Annotated in this window: 9 protein-coding genes; 5 read left to right on the top strand and 4 right to left on the bottom strand. The window is 47.4% G+C overall.

The window, feature by feature from the left end; all coding sequences use genetic code 11:
• Positions 1-98 precede the first annotated feature (98 nt).
• The gene (locus Q1B11_RS06585) at positions 99-1,553 is read right to left on the bottom strand and encodes an aminoacyl-histidine dipeptidase (RefSeq protein WP_299729474.1); all 1,455 of its coding nucleotides are present in this window, start codon (positions 1,551-1,553) and stop codon (positions 99-101) included.
• Between the two features lie 245 nt (positions 1,554-1,798).
• A complete protein-coding gene (locus Q1B11_RS06590; protein WP_299729477.1) occupies positions 1,799-3,064 on the bottom strand; it encodes a RidA family protein in 1,266 nt (421 codons plus the stop codon).
• 548 nt (positions 3,065-3,612) lie between these two features.
• On the opposite strand from Q1B11_RS06590, the gene Q1B11_RS06595 reads away from it, so the two are divergent.
• Positions 3,613-4,011 (top strand): NirD/YgiW/YdeI family stress tolerance protein, encoded by a 399-nt coding sequence (locus tag Q1B11_RS06595; RefSeq protein ID WP_299729480.1) that lies wholly within the window; start codon positions 3,613-3,615, stop codon positions 4,009-4,011.
• 148 nt (positions 4,012-4,159) lie between these two features.
• Here the strand turns inward: Q1B11_RS06595 and Q1B11_RS06600 are convergent, their stop codons facing one another.
• A complete protein-coding gene (locus Q1B11_RS06600) occupies positions 4,160-5,086 on the bottom strand; it encodes a branched-chain amino acid transaminase (RefSeq protein WP_299729483.1) in 927 nt (308 codons plus the stop codon).
• Positions 5,087-5,287: 201 nt separating this feature from the next.
• Between Q1B11_RS06600 and Q1B11_RS06605 the strand changes: the two genes are divergently transcribed.
• A complete protein-coding gene (locus tag Q1B11_RS06605) occupies positions 5,288-6,535 on the top strand; it encodes a hypothetical protein (protein WP_299729486.1) in 1,248 nt (415 codons plus the stop codon).
• A 69-nt stretch (positions 6,536-6,604) separates the two neighbouring features.
• Here Q1B11_RS06605 and glnE read toward each other — a convergent pair whose 3' ends face one another.
• Positions 6,605-9,526, bottom strand: a complete 2,922-nt coding sequence (glnE, locus tag Q1B11_RS06610; protein WP_299729489.1) for a bifunctional [glutamate--ammonia ligase]-adenylyl-L-tyrosine phosphorylase/[glutamate--ammonia-ligase] adenylyltransferase — start codon at positions 9,524-9,526, stop codon at positions 6,605-6,607.
• Positions 9,527-9,630: 104 nt separating this feature from the next.
• On the opposite strand from glnE, the gene Q1B11_RS06615 reads away from it, so the two are divergent.
• From Q1B11_RS06615 to aceF, 3 genes are all read left to right on the top strand, one after another.
• On the top strand, positions 9,631-10,464 hold the full coding sequence (locus tag Q1B11_RS06615; protein ID WP_299729493.1) for a lysophospholipid acyltransferase family protein: 834 nt from the start codon (positions 9,631-9,633) through the stop codon (positions 10,462-10,464).
• An 818-nt stretch (positions 10,465-11,282) separates the two neighbouring features.
• Entirely contained in the window at positions 11,283-13,940 is a 2,658-nt protein-coding gene (aceE, locus tag Q1B11_RS06620; protein WP_299729496.1) for a pyruvate dehydrogenase (acetyl-transferring), homodimeric type, read from the top strand.
• 27 nt (positions 13,941-13,967) lie between these two features.
• Positions 13,968-15,923 (top strand): dihydrolipoyllysine-residue acetyltransferase, encoded by a 1,956-nt coding sequence (aceF, locus tag Q1B11_RS06625; RefSeq protein ID WP_299729499.1) that lies wholly within the window; start codon positions 13,968-13,970, stop codon positions 15,921-15,923.
• The last annotated feature ends 13 nt before the right edge of the window (positions 15,924-15,936 follow it).

Raw genomic sequence — 15,936 nt, forward strand, 5'->3', positions numbered from 1 at the left:
TGCAAATCAGTATTTGAAATTCTGTAAGAAAGTGATTACTGACGTTTAGTTGAACCAGAGCTGCCGATCCTGCTTTAACTGGATCGGCATATGTAATGTCAAGCTTCAGGAATAACCTTCAAAGTCGCTACCAGAAGATCCCAGAAACGGGCGACGCTTTGGATATGCACTTTCTCATCCGGAGAGTGAGGGAAGCGGATGGTTGGGCCGAAGGAGATCATATCCCACTCGGGGTATTTGCTGCCCAGCAGGCCGCATTCCAAACCGGCATGAACCACTTGAACTCCGGCTTCTTTATCAAACAGATCCAGATATACCTGCTTCATGGTTGCCAGAATCGGTGAATTGGCATTTGGCTTCCAGCCCGGGTAACTATCAGAAAAGACCACTTCAGCACCCAATAGCTTGAACAGGCCAGCTACTGAATCATTAATGCCTTCATTGCAGCTTCCTACCAGGCTTCTTGGCAGAATATGAACAAAGACTTGTCCTTCACGGATATTCAGCACGCCGATGTTCAGCGAAGTTTCCACAACGCCCTCAATGGAATCACTCATTCGCTGAGCGCCATTAGGGCAGGCATTGATTGCGGCAATCCAGCTGTTTTGAGCGGGGAGCGACATCAGTTCACTGGCTGGCTCAGCATCAGTCATGATGATGGACAGGTTAGACTCAACTTCTGCAAGCTCTGCAGTGATGTCGTTGCTGATCAGATCAACAATCTTTTCACAGGCAGCCAAAGAGGTTGCGGGAATTCCAATAACCGCAGAAGCTTCTCGCGGAATGGCGTTGGCAAGGGAACCGCCAGTCAGGCTGGCAATACGAATGCCTTCGGCTTCCAGGCGCTGAATAATACGCGTCAGCAACTTAATTGCGTTACCGCGACCAAGGTGAATATCGCAGCCGGAGTGACCGCCTTTTAATCCGGAAATGGTCAGAGTCTTAAATACTAATTTACTATCAACTGCTTCTGTCGTGTATTCACCCTTCACTTCAACACGGGTTCCGCCGGCGCAGCCGATATAAAGCTCGCCTTCATCTTCTGTGTCGAGGTTCAGCAGGATTTTCCCTTGTAGCCTATTAGGTTCAAGACCTTGCGCTCCGATCATGCCGGTTTCTTCCGTCGCCGTGAACAGCGCTTCAATCGGGCCATGCTGAAGGTCTTTGGATTCCAGAACGGCCAGAGCAGCGGCCATGCCCATGCCATTGTCTGCGCCGAGTGTGGTGCCTTCTGCGGTTACCCAGTCGCCATCGATATAGGCTTTGATTGAGTCTGTGGTGAAGTCATGAGCCGTGTCGTTGTTTTTCTGAGGCACCATGTCCATGTGACCCTGAAGTACGACACCGACACGGTTTTCCATTCCGGCAGTGGCTGGCTTGCGAATGATGACGTTCCCTGCAGAGTCGGTCTGACATTCCAGGTTGTGCGCTTTAGCAAAACCGATCAGGTGCTCGCGGATCTCATCTTCGTGAAAAGAAGGGTGTGGGATGTCGCAAATCGCTGCAAAATGCTGCCATAGAGCATGGGGCTGCAGTTCATGGATAGCGCTCATTAAAGACTCCAGTGCTAGTTATGTTGACTGCTATATTGGTTGTTTTTTGATAGCTGAGAGGAGCAATAGTGGGGACATTGGTACAAAACATCAATGCTGTTTTTAGATCGCATTGTCTTGGGTCATGAATTTATTAGAAAACGGATGTTTATTATTTATTTTTTTCTTGAGGCTTTTTATTAAGTGTTTAATCGTGTTCCCGAGCTAGATAGTTCGGCTACCATAGCTCGGGAGTGATTCTCTATTTACGCCTGTGGCGGTGTGCCTTCAGCATTGGAAAGCACCGCATCTATCTGTACCAGTGCGCCTTCAGGAATGTCGGCAACGCCAAGCACGGTTCTTGCAGGCAGGTCTCCGTTGAAGAACGTTTTATACACGTCATCCACCGCCTCAATATCGGCAATTTTTGTCAGCTGAATATTTATCTTTACCGCGTCGTCCATCTCGTGGCCAATACTTTCCACAATCACCTTAATGTTTTGCAGGCACTGTTGAGTTTGTTCCTCTACTCCGCCGTCAACCATGTTTCCGGTGGTTGGGTCCAAAGGCAATTGTGCAGTGATATGGTTGTAATGAGAAAAAGCGACGGTTTGCGTATACAGAGAAGAGGTTGGTGCATCGTTAGTATTACGCGCTTTAATCACAATGCCGTGACGATCTTCAACGGCCTGTGGCGGTGTACCGTCGCCGTGGGAAACGACGGCATCGATTTGAACCAGGGCATCCATCGGTAAGCCAGAAGTAATCACAACAGAGCGTGCAGGAACATAACCTACGGCTCTGGCGATGGCAGAATCAGGGAAGAAGGTTTTGAAAACGTCATTGACGGCATCAACATCTGCAGCGTTACGAACGAAAATGCCCAGCTTCACGATGTCGTCGAAAGGCACGTCAATGCTTTCCAAAATGGCTTTGATGTTTTTCAGGCACTGCTTGGTCTGTTGCTTAATGCCCCCCATGACTTTATTGCCGGTGGTTGGGTCGATCGGTAATTGCGCACCAATGTTGTTGTAATGGGAAAAAGCGACAGTTTGCGTTGAGAAAGGGCTTTGAGGCGCGTTCGGCGTGTTGCCAGCAACTTTGACAAGATCGCAAGGCGCTTGCGGGTGAGTGCCTTCACCGTTGGAAATCAGTGCATCCATTTGTACGCGAGCACCTTGCATTGGCAGAGCTTCAACGGCTAATGAAGTTCTTACCGGAGGATAGCCCTGAAAGAAGGTGGCATACACTTCATCGATTGCGGCAAGTTCAGTAATGTTAATTGCATAAATATTGATTTTGACCACGTCGGACATAATATGACCAACGCTTTCAACAATCGCTTTAATATTATCCAGACATTGTTTCGCCTGTTCTTTAATATCAGCAGAAATGATTTCGCCGGTGACAGGGTTTACAGGTAATTGAGCTGAAATGTTGTTGTAATGGGAAAATGCCACAGACTGAGTAGAAAAGGCATTTAATGGTGCTTTTTCTGTGTTTCTGGAGTTCTTGATGATTTTGCCGCTCATACCGATATTCTCCTGTTTGAGATAATTCTGGTCGGTGAAATCTCATCGCAGGTGAAAAGTCTCTGGTTCTAATTAAGGTCGATACGATGAGAACTTATGTTCTAATCCTGAGATGAATATGAGTCAAGAATACAGCGGTGGTTCTTATTTTTATCAAAAACAATATTGATGTTTGTCATCGAGTATCAACAATTTGTTGAAATCCACCATTGTTAAATGGTTTTTTTTATTGTGGGGGATGAAAAGTTGTCTATTTAAAAGATTTTATCTCGAAATGTAAGTGGTGCATGCTTTCTTCTTTTTGAATTTTTATTCAATAAACGATTGGATTTATCAATGGTCGGTAAAAAAAACAGACAGTTTTGGCCAGCTGATTAATAAATTCATTGAATCTCTTCTACGGGCGCTGAATTCTAACAGGCCAGATTGTTGGAGCTCGGTTTTTGGAGCAGCAAATATTCTTTGTTTTTCTATGGAGAAAGATTTTTATTTGAACGTCAATATACGTCTATATTGGTAACGTACCAGCATGAATAGGTGTGATCAGTATGTACTCTTCGTTTCTATCCGTTTGTTCAAATACAAAAAAAGCAGTGGTTTGCTCCATTGGCGCGCTCTTGTTCTTTAACCTTTTTATAGGGGAGGTTAATGCTGCTTATACTGGCCCCGGTTCTAAGGTAAGTGCCGCAACGGTGGCGTCCATTTTAAAGAATCCGAAAGAAGATATGCCCGTGGCTATGAAAGGGCATCTGGTGCGTAAAGTGAAGCACGAAACGTATATGTTCAGTGATGGCTCTGGCGAGATTCAGGTGGATATAGACGACAAAGATTTTCCATCTAGCCAGCATATTGATGCCAAGACCAAAGTGGAAATTATTGGTGAGGTGGATGTGGAGCGAAAATCTGGGGTAGAGATTGATGTGAAGTCGCTGAAGGTCGTTCCATAAACCGATAACCCCGAAAGGTTACCGGATTTGAGTTGGCTCTCTGCAAGGCGCAACAGCGGGAGCATAGTGAGCTATGTGACCAGAGTTGCAACGCAGTCAGAGGGCCTGATCAATGAGTCAGAAAATACGATTTCAGATGGTTAACTACTTATAAACAGGTAGACAGCCACTCTGGTTTTTCCTGACGTTTACCACGCACTTGATCGAAGTACATAGACTGCAGCTTCTCCGTAATTGGTCCTCTTTTACCTGAACCAATCTTGCGTCCATCGTGCTCACGAATCGGCATCACTTCTGCGGCGGTGCCTGTAAAGAAGGCTTCTTGCGCGATATACACTTCATCACGAGTAATCCGCTTTTCCCGAACCTCTAACCCAAGCTCTTTGGCAAACTGCATAATGGTATCGCGGGTAATGCCTTCGAGGCAGGAAGTCAGTTCCGGCGTGTAAATAATGCCGTCTTCTTTCACGATAAAGAAGTTCTCGCCACTGCCTTCTGCCACGTAACCTTCGTTATCCAGCAGCAATGCTTCTTCACAGCCACTTTCCAACGCCTCCCGCAGAGCCAACATGGAATTCATGTAGTTGCCATTGGCCTTGGCTTTACACATGGTGATGTTGACGTGGTGGCGGGTATAAGACGATGTACGAATTTTAATGCCTTGCTCCAATGCTTCCGGAGACATATAGGAAGGCCAGTTCCAGGCTGCAACCATAGTATGAACTTTCAAACCTTCTGCACGGAGTCCCATGCCTTCGGAACCCAGGAAGCACATGGGGCGAAGGTACGCTTCGTCCAGACCATTTTCACGAACCACCAATTTCTGGGCTTCGTTCAGCTCTTCTTTGCTGTAGGGAATGTCCATTCTCAGAATATGAGCGCTGCGGAACAGGCGATCGGTGTGTTCTTTTAAACGGAAAATAGCAGGACCATTCGGTGTGCTGTAAGCGCGGACACCCTCGAACACGCCCATACCATAGTGCAGGGTGTGCGTCAGAACATGGGTTTGGGCTTCGCGCCAGGGGATCAGCTCCCCGTCTAGCCAGATAACGCCATCACGATCGGCGAAAGACATCAGATAACTCCACTTTGAAATTGTTGTCGATACAGAGTTTTAGTACAGGTTGCTTCGGATCATAAACCCTCAATGGCCGCAATGCCAGCAAGGTCCGCTTAGTTGTAATTGGAATGGGGTTTGCGCCTAATATGATGTATTTGATGGAACTGATCCTGCTGACAGTGTTCTAAGCTGATCATCCTTTCTGGAGTAACTTAAATGGATAAGGCAGCTGGATCCCAAACACTGACAATACAGCCTAATCAAGTTGTAAATACCGGCAACGTACCTGACAGCCGTCTGTCCGATGCATCTCATAAAACTATGGGTTCCGTAATCAGGCAGGATATTGCCCCGGACATTCCAAAAAAAGAAGGCGATGGAAGACGAAGTGCAGTAGAAAAACGACAGCGAAACCTTACTGTTGTTGATCCTGAAGCTATCCGGTTCAGGCCGAGTTCGGTACGAAGAGACTATAGCTATGTCACCCCTAGGGATCAAAAACGGCAGCCAATGATCGCAGGAGGACTCAATCCAGAAGTCAAACAGCTAACACAGCGGCTTGAAAATGCCGAAGCACGTAACGATGAAATAAAAAAGGTTTTGATCAGGGAGGTTGTGAAAAATCTTTCTAAGGGTATTTCTGGCAAGGCAATTGAAAAAAAGGGTACAGCTGTTCTTATCGGTGATTCTGGCAAGGCAATTGAAAAAAAGGGTACAGCTGTTCTTATCGGTGAGCTTATAGCATGTAAAGATATTGGTCAGAGAAAGCTAGAGCAAGCTATTGAAAGCCTACAGCTTGAAGTTGAGTCGCAAAAGCAAGAAATCAAAAGATTAAAAGAAAATAGAGACATATCAACATCAGGGAAAGTGTTTTGGTCAATCGATAACGTATCTGAAAAATTAAAAACTATCAGGGAAATACCTGTTGAACTAGAAAATGTCAGAAAGAAAATTATAGATTTAAGTAGTCAGCCTATTGAAGTTAACAACCCCAATAATTTAGAAAGGGAAAATGAGCTTGACAGGCTTAGATCAAAAGAGCAAAAGCTTGTTGGAAAATTGGATGAGTATAAGGAAATTAAAGGGCCTGAGTTTGAAGTGAGTCAAGGGGGGGTTCGTTTAGTTCCCAGTTTTTGCCTCAATGGTTCAGGAAAAAAAGAAGGGAAATATATGTCATTTTTTTGCAAGATAATCCCGAACGAGTATATGCACTTCCAAAAATTCCCATGCGAATTTTCTACAAAATTCTCTATGCTTGATCAAACAGGAAACCAAAAACATAAAACGAAAAAAACTGACTCTAAAAAAGAGTTTTCTTTTGAACAATATGGTAAACCTCAGGCAGGTCTTGAAAATAGGCACTTTGGTTGTGAAAGGTTTGCAGGCCAGAAAAAACTGACGTCAGACTACCCATATGTTAAAAATGACTCCATTTTTTTGAGTGTGGAGGTCAAGGAAAGGTAATAAAAGATAAAAAATATAAGGTGTTTTATTGTGCTGTTGAAAGGCGCTTCCAAACAGCACATTGAATAATCAATTACATCCTTTTAGAAAATGATTCCAAATACTAATTACATTGCTCTGCATGTGGTTTGCCGTTCCTGTTTCGATATGCGGTGCCTCATTCTGTAAAGCTTTCTGATGAATAGCTAAGCGGAATGTTTTATAAGCTTCCCGTAGTTGCCGTGCATCTTCATGGGTGAGCAGATGAACGGCCTCCAGTTCTTCCGAAATTCGTATGTTATCAGTCCACTTTAATAGAGAAGGGTAACGGTTGGCGTAATTCAGCACTGAGAACTGCATCAGGAATTCGATATCAACAATACCGCCCTTGTCGTGTTTAAGATGAAACAGGTGTTGATTGGTTTTACTGCCCAAATGCTCCCGCATCTTATGACGCATGTTGATCACATCAACCTTCAGTTTTTCTGTATCTCGCTCTATACCAAGAATATCTGCGCGAAGGCTGACAAACTGCTGCGCCAGAGCTTGATCACCGGCAATGACGCGCGCGCGAACCAGCGCCTGATGCTCCCATGTCCAGGCTTCTTCTTTCTGATATTTTTCAAAATAAGGCAGAGAGTTAACCAGCAGGCCTTTTGAACCAGACGGCCGTAGTCGCATATCCGTATCGTACAAAATGCCGGATGGCGTCTGGGTGGTCAAGATATGGATAATTCTCTGACCCAGTCGTGTATAAAAGGTGGTGCTGTCGATGGATCTTGCACCATTAGTCTCTTTATTGGTGCCACCATTGTGGATAAACACCAGATCAAGATCCGAGCCCGGGCCGAGTTCAATACCACCCAGTTTGCCGTAACCTACAATGATAAACCCGGGATCACACAGGTTGCCCTGTGCATCCTGAGGCATGCCGTGCTTCTCAGTCAGATTGCGCCAGGCGATCGCCAGAACCGCATCGAGAATAACTTCGGCGATCCAGGTTATATAATCGCTTTCTTTCATCAGTGGCAATTTGCCGGATACCTGCGCTGCCGTTACTCGAAGTATGTGAGCCATTTTAAAATGACGCAGGGCTTCCATCTGGTTTTCCAGGTCATCCTCTGGAATATGAGCCAGCTGCTGGCGTAATTCGTCCGCAAGCTCGGCTTTTTTTGGCGGATTGTAGAGATCGCCAAGGTTGAGAAACTCATCCAGAAGCGCCGGGAATCGGGCGATCTGTTCAGCAATCCATGGGCTGGCAATACACAGTCGGCCAAGGTGTTCGAGTGCGCCGGGGTTTTCAATCAGTAGTACCAGATAGGCGGTCCGACGAAGCACTGCTTCCACTAACGGGAGAATGCGCAGTAAAAAAGTATCTGGCTCGGTAGAGGCGGCAGCGACGGTTAACAGCAAGGGAATAAATTGATCCAGCCGATCATGGCTTTGTTTTCTGACACGGGTAATGGCTTTTCCGTCTCGCAATGAGATCAATCGTCGCCATGAGGTTTTAACGTTTTTAAAACCTTCCTGAGTCATTAACTGTTGCTCTTCCTCTTCCGTTAAACGACTGAGCCATAATGATTGCCATTGATTGCTGTTAGTGTCACTTTTCTCTTTGGCTTCTGGGTCAGCTATGACCGCATCAAAATGTGCGGTTACGAGTTTTTGATGTTGATCCAGTGTCGTTAATAGTTCGTTCCAGTTTTTGTGCTGCATGGAGCAAGCAATACGTGCCTGTGTTTCAGCACCTTTTGGCAGGTCTTGAGTCTGACGATCATCAATGGCCTGAATGGCATGTTCCAGATTGCGCAGATAAATGTAGGCGGATTCCAGCTCTGCGGCTTCTTCAGGGGAGAGCCACTGTTTTTCTTTAAGAGTGTTGAGAACGTTCAGCAGATTCCGTTCCTGCAAACTGCGATCACGGCCACCATGAATGATCTGGAAGGATTGAATAATAAACTCAATTTCCCGAATACCGCCAGGGCCGAGTTTGATATTGCTTTCCATGCCTTTGCGTTTGACTTCCCGTTGGATCAGCTGCTTCATTTCCCGCAGTGCGCTGATGGAGCCGAAGTCTATATAACGGCGATAAACAAAGGGTCGAAGCGTATCCAATAATTGCTGGCCAGACGTTTTGTCACCGGCAACTATTCGAGCTTTGAGCATGGCGTAACGTTCCCAGTCACGCCCCTGATCCTGATAATACTGTTCCATGGCCGCAAAGCTCAGAGCCAATGCGCCGCTGGCACCATAAGGCCGCAGTCGCATATCTACCCGGAAGACAAAGCCATCCGCATTCTGGCTATCCAGCGCTTTTATGAGTCGTTGCCCCAACCGGATAAAAAACTCCTGATTAGTGATTACTTTTTTGGCACCACGGGTTTCACCCTGGCAGGGAAAGGTGAACATCAGGTCGATGTCAGAGGAAAGATTCAGATCATAGGCGCCAAGCTTGCCCATACCCAGAACAATCATTTTCTGAGCAACCGGTTCTTCATCGGGAATATTAGTGCCGAAGGGCGTTCCCATGGTTTTACAGGCATCGTGATAGAGCCAGTCAAGGGTACGATCAATGCAGGCATCTGCCAGATTAGACATGTCTTTCGTGGTGTCTGACATGGAAACCAGACGGTTCAAATCCAGCCAGATAATGCGCAGCATTTCCTGGTTGCGATACAACCGCAGCGCTCTGTTCAGTTCATCATCGGTAGTTGCCAGTGCAATGGCGCTGCCAAGTCGTTCGGCGTGATTTTTTGCCATATCAGGCAACTGTTTTCTATTCGTGCATAACGTTTCCAGCCATTCGGGATAACGAATGCATTGTTGCGCGGCAAAGTCGCTGCCAGCCCAGCACTGGATGAGCTCATTGATCAGTCGTGGGTCGAGGGTGAGGTCAAATGTCGGATGTCGTTCAATGAACTGCTGCCAATGGCTTTCGACCACCTGTTGAACCGGATCAGGCAACCCGGAGGAGGTGAGGTGTTGACTGAATAACGCCGTGAGTGACTCCATTGACCTGATCTCTTCCAGTTATTGAGCTTATTAAAGATATGTTAAAGGACAACATTTGCCGCTGCCAGCAATGTCTATACTGAGACGTTTTTTACTGGTTGGGCTTGCAAATGTTTTTGCTGAGGCTGGTGGCAAAGCTGCCCTTTTGTTTGATCTATCCACTGGCATGGTTGCTTTACCTATTGGTCTGCCATGTTTTCAAGTATCGAAAGGGGGTGGTAACCACCAATATTCGTCAGGCATTTCCTCAATTCGGTGAAGCTGAAGTTCGGTGCTTATCCAAACGGTTTTACCGGCATCTTACTCAATTGTTTCTGGAAATGATTAAGGCGCATGATATGAGCGCAAAGGCGTTTCAGAAACGGTGCGTATTGACAGGGCAGGAAGCGCTGTTTGCTGAAACGCAGAATCAAACGCGCCCGGTGATTATTCTGACCACTCATCAAGGGAACTGGGAATGGATGCTGCATGGTGCATCCCTGCATTTAGGTGTTCCGATTGATCCGGTTTATAAGCCTTTGCATCACAGAGGAATGAATCAGTTTATTTATGAAGTGCGTAGTCGGTTCAACTCGACCCCCGTTCCAATGAAACAAGTGGGTAAAAATATATTAAAACAAAAGCACTTTCGATTATTCGTGATGCTGGCGGACCAGCGTCCGGGAAATCAGGAGCAGGGTTACCCATCAGTTTTCTTAAATAAGGAGGCAAATTTTTTTACGGGTGCAGAGCGAATCGTTAAATTGACTCAGTACCCGGTTTTCTTTGCGAAGTGTAAGAAAATCAGGGCGGGATACTATGGACTGGAGTTTATAAAGCTCTCTGGTTCTGACCCTGGTTCGGACTATCCGGTTATGGATGCATATATAAAGGAAGCGGAAGCGTCCATCCATGATCAGCCAGAGACATATCTATGGAGCCATCAGCGATGGAAGTAAGCAAAGACTTTTTAGCTCTTCCGGAGTGTCTGACGCGTCAGAAGATGCATGCCGTCAGAGACTGTGGAAGTCATACCTCAGCCTTGGCTTGTATGTGTGTTGGTTGCTGTTTTGGTCGAATGGTCTTAGGGGGTGTAGTTTGTCCTTGTATGTTGGGGTTGGAAGGGGCGATATGTGGAGGGATATATGGAGGTCATATTACTGAAAAAGTGATTGATACGATTATTCGGGAGAGGCACTTGGCACCCGTATCCACAGGTAATCAGATTAAAAGAAAATAAAACTGTAAAATAACTCTTAAATAAAACAAACGTTCGTTTAATTGGCAAAAGTTCATTAAAAACCGCTAAAGCTGCTACTTTTAAATATCGGATGATGCAGAGGTTGTGAATTATTCAGCCGATAAAGATTGTTGATTGTTGTTATTTTGTTTTCATTGTTTGGGTTTTGTTATAGTTCTACTCAAAAAAATGGAAGAAAAACTGAATTTTTAACAATAAATAGAATCTAAGTAGTGATACTCATTGCGGTGATTACTTATTTTGTAGTTAGATAGGCGTTTATTTGCATCAATGATTTCTTGGGAAACGACCGTGAGACGGATTTATACCTAATGAAATTGGTGTTTGTGATGATCAGCCATTAACATGTGCGATCATTTCGTTTGATGAGTCTGCCAGACAGAAACGCTTGTTTCTTTTCATCTATTGTTCTTCTGGAGTTGGTAAGGATTGCGTCCGATGCAGGGCAGCCTGATTCTTTAGCTAGCTTCTATACATACCTGGTGGAACTCAACTGATTTCGGAGCAGATTGGTTTATGCATGATATCGACCCAATAGAAACACGGGAATGGCTGGAAGCACTCGATTCCGTGCTAGAACAGGAAGGAGAGGATCGGGCTCATTTTCTGTTGACCCGTCTTTCTCAGCACGCGCGTGCTAAAGGGACTCAGCTACCCTACGCAATAACGACACCTTATCGCAATACCATTCCACCAGAGAAAGAAGCCCGCATGCCTGGCGATCTCTTTATGGAGCGCCGTATTCGTTCATTGGTTCGTTGGAATGCTTTGGCAATGGTAATGCGTGCCAATAAAAAAGACAGCAGTCTGGGAGGCCATATTTCTTCATTTGCCTCCAGTGCCACGCTTTATGACATTGGTTACAATTATTTCTTCCATGGCCATGACGACTCCCGCGAAGGTGATCTGGTTTATTATCAGGGGCACGTGGCTCCGGGTATTTATTCCCGGGCATTTCTTGAAGGTCGTTTAAGTGAAGATCAGCTGGATAACTTCCGTCAGGAAGTCGATGGCAAAGGTCTTTCTTCTTACCCTCACCCGAAGTTGATGCCGGACTTCTGGCAATTCCCAACCGTTTCTATGGGCCTTGGCCCGATTCAGGCGATTTATCAGGCGCATTTTATGAAGTACCTGATCAACCGTGGCCTGGCTCAGGAGCAGAACCGTAAGGTATGGGCATTCCTTGGCGATGGTGAGATGGATGAGCCGGAATCCCTCGGTGCGATCTCTCTGGCTGGTCGTGAAAAGCTGGATAACCTGGTGTTCGTGGTGAACTGTAACCTGCAGCGTCTGGATGGTCCGGTGCGCGGCAACGGTAAAATCATTCAGGAACTGGAAGGCGTGTTCCGCGGTGCTGGCTGGAATGTAATTAAAGTCACCTGGGGTCGTCATTGGGACCCACTGTTGGCGCAAGACAAAAACGGCAAGCTCCAGAAAATTATGGACGAAGCGGTGGATGGTGATTACCAGAACTGCAAAGCCAAAGGCGGCGCCTGGACTCGAGAACACTTCTTTGGTCGTGACCCTGAAGCACTGAAACTGGTTGAAAATCTCTCTGACGACGATATCTGGCGTCTGAACCGTGGTGGTCACGATCCATACAAAGTGTATGCGGCGTACCATGAAGCGACCCATCACACTGGTCAGCCAACGGTTATTCTGGCGAAAACTGTAAAAGGTTATGGCACCGGCGCAACAGGTGAAGCAGCTAACATCAGCCATAACGTGAAGAAGTTGCCGGTTGATGACCTGAAGCACTTCCGTGACCGTTTCGATCTGCCTATTAAAGATGAAGAGATCGAAAATCTGCCGTTCTTCAAGCCGGACGCTGATAGCCCTGAAATGAAGTACATGCGTCAGCGTCGTGAGAAGCTGGGCGGCTTTATTCCACAGCGTCGTGTTGAAACCGACGTGAAGTTGGAAATTCCGGGTCTGGATGCTTTTGAAGCCGTGACGAAAGGCAGTGGTGAGCGTGAAATCTCTACCACTATGGCTTACGTTCGTATTTTGGGAGCGTTGGCTAAAGATAAGAACCTTGGAAAATACATCGTACCGATCGTGCCAGATGAAGCCCGTACCTTTGGTATGGAAGGCATGTTCCGTCAGCTTGGCATTTACTCCGCTGTCGGCCAGAACTATGAGCCTGTGGATTCTGATCAGGTGATGTTCTACAAAGAATCCATTCAAGGTCAGATTCTGGAAGTAGGTATCAACGAAGCCGGCGCTCATTCGGCGTGGATTGCTGCAGCAACGTCTTACAGCAGCAACAACGTGCCAATGATTCCGTTCTATGCGTTCTACTCTATGTTCGGTTTCCAGCGTACCGGCGATCTGGCATGGGCTGCGGGCGATATTCAGGCACGCGGCTTCCTGATCGGTGCTACTGCTGGCCGAACCACGCTGAATGGTGAAGGTCTGCAGCATCAGGACGGTCACAGTCACATTCTGGCGTCCACCGTACCAAACTGCATCAGTTACGATCCGACTTACGGCTATGAGATGGCGGTGATTGTTCAGAACGGTCTGCAGCGCATGTATGGCGATGGCGAGAACGTCTGGTACTACATTACTGCGATGAATGAGAACTACCGTCAGCCAGCGCTGCCGGAAGGTCCGGAAGTGATCGAAGGCATCATCAAGGGTCTTTATAACCTTGAAGAGTGCTCCCGCAACAGTGGCCTTAAGGTTCAGTTGATGGGTTGCGGCACCATCCTTGAGGAAGTGCGCAAGGCTGCCACCATTCTACGTGATGAGTACAACATTGAGTCCGATATCTGGAGCGCCACAAGCTTTAACGAGCTGGCTCGGGATGGTAAAGATGCGAAGCGCCACAATATGCTGAATCCTGAAGGTGAGCAACGTACTAGCTGGGTTGAGAAGCAATTGGCTGGCCGTAAAGGACCAGTGGTTGCCGCTTCCGACTACATGAGCCTGTACGCTAACCAGATTCGTGAGTTTATTTCAGGTACTTTTGTTGCTCTTGGCACCGACGGTTTTGGTCGCTCCGACTCCCGTGAACAGCTGCGTCATTTCTTCGAAGTGGACAGTCATTTCATCGTCGTCGCTGCCCTGTACGCACTGGTTCAAGATGGTGAGCTGGAAGCTTCTGTGGTCAGCGATGCGATCAAGAAGTTTAATATCGACCCAACCAAAGCGAACCCGCTGTATAGCTGATACTGGAACTGAGAGAAGGTACGAGGAATGAGTGACGAAATCATCAAGGTTCCAGATATCGGCAGCGGCGAAGCAGAAGTCATTGAAATCTGCGTAAAGCCGGGGGATTCGGTGTGTGCCGAAGATTCCCTGATCGTGTTGGAATCCGATAAAGCAACCATGGAAGTGCCAGCACCCCGTGATGGTGTGGTAACTGAGCTGCTGCTGAAAGTGGGCGACAGTGTTAGTGAAGGTATTCCCATGTTGAAAATGGCAGCGGCTGGTGAAGCCGCTGCGGCAAATCCGGAGCCTGTTGCAGAAGCTGCGCCTGCTCCGGTTGCAGAACCAACACCTGTTGCTGCACCAGCAGCAGCGGGTGGTTCAAGTATTGAGTCCGTACACGTTCCTGACATTGGCGCTGAAAATGTGCCGGTGATCGAAGTGTGCGTAAAGGTAGGTGACACCGTTGCGTTGGAAGATTCCCTGATTGTTTTGGAATCCGACAAAGCCACTATGGAAGTGCCTTCGCCAGTAGAAGGTGTGGTGAAAGCCATTCATGTTAAAGAAGGTGATGCTCTGAATCAGGGCGATTTGGTGATGGATGTGGAAGTGGCTGGTGGAAATGCTCCAGCTGCATCGACACCCGCACCAGGGGCATCGGCGCCAGCGCCAGTCGCTGCACCAACGGCTGCTGCTCCAGCTCCACAAGCGGGCTCACGCCTTGAAAAAGTGACCGTACCTGATATTGGCGCTGAGAATGTGCCGGTCATCGAAGTGTGCGTGAAAGTGGGTGACACCATCGAAGAAGAAGCGTCTTTGATTGTGCTGGAATCCGACAAGGCGACGATGGAAGTGCCTTCACCCTTTACCGGCGTGGTGAAAGCCATCTCTGTAAAAGAAGGTGATGCGCTGAGTCAGGGCGACTTGATTCTGGATTTGGAAGTCATCGGTGGTGCAGAAGTGCCAGCGGTAACTCAGCCTGCTCCAGCAGCGGAGCCTGCAAAAACTGAACCAGCAAAAGCTGAGCCATCCAGAGCACCAGCTGCGCCACCGCCCCATGCAGAAGCGAATCCGGTTGAGCTGGAACGGGTGAATCGTAACTATCATGCTGGCCCGGCGGTTCGCAGGCTGGCTCGTGAATTCGGTGTGGATTTGGCGCTGGTTTCTGGCACAGGTCCACGCCGTCGTATTCTGAAAGAAGATGTTCAGCAATACGTGAAGACACGCCTCAGTGAGAAGCCACAAGCTGCTGCTGCAACATCTGGTCTTGGTATTCCAGCCATGCCAGAAATTGATTTCAGCAAATGGGGTGACATCGAGAAGGTTGCACTGAACCGCTTGCGTAAGGTTGCGGCGAAGAACTTCCAGCGTTCCTGGTTAAACGTGCCCCACGTTACCCAGTTTGATGAGTGTGATATCACCGAACTGGAAGCGTTCCGTAAAGCTCAGAAAGCACTGGCAGAAAAGCGTGGCACCAAACTGACACCAGTGCCGTTTATTCTGAAAGCAGTGGCTTACGTGCTGAAAGAGATGCCACAGTTCTGCACATCTCTCAGCCCGGATGGCGAAACCTTGATCTACAAGAAATACATCAATATCGGTATGGCGGTGGATACACCGGACGGCCTGCTGGTACCGGTGATCAAGAATGTAGATCAGAAGAGCCTGTGGGAATTGTCGGCAGAAGTGATTGAACTGGCTGGCAAGGCAAGAGATAAGAAGCTGAAACCTGATGAAATGCAGGGCGGCTGCTTCACGATCTCCAGCCTTGGTTCCATCGGTGGTACAGCATTTACACCAATCGTGAATGCACCAGAAGTTGCGATACTCGGCCTTTCTAAGTCTTCCATGAAGCCTGTGTGGAATGGCAAAGAGTTTGAACCGAAGCTGATGCTGCCACTGTCGCTTTCCTATGATCACAGAGCGATCAATGGCGCGGATGCTGCACGATTCACTGCCATGTTGGGTGAGTTGTTGGCGGATATTCGTAAGCTGCTACTGTAAGAAAATTAGTCAG

The sequence above is a fragment of the uncultured Endozoicomonas sp. genome (assembly GCF_947495845.1).
Lineage (GTDB): Bacteria > Pseudomonadota > Gammaproteobacteria > Pseudomonadales > Endozoicomonadaceae > Endozoicomonas.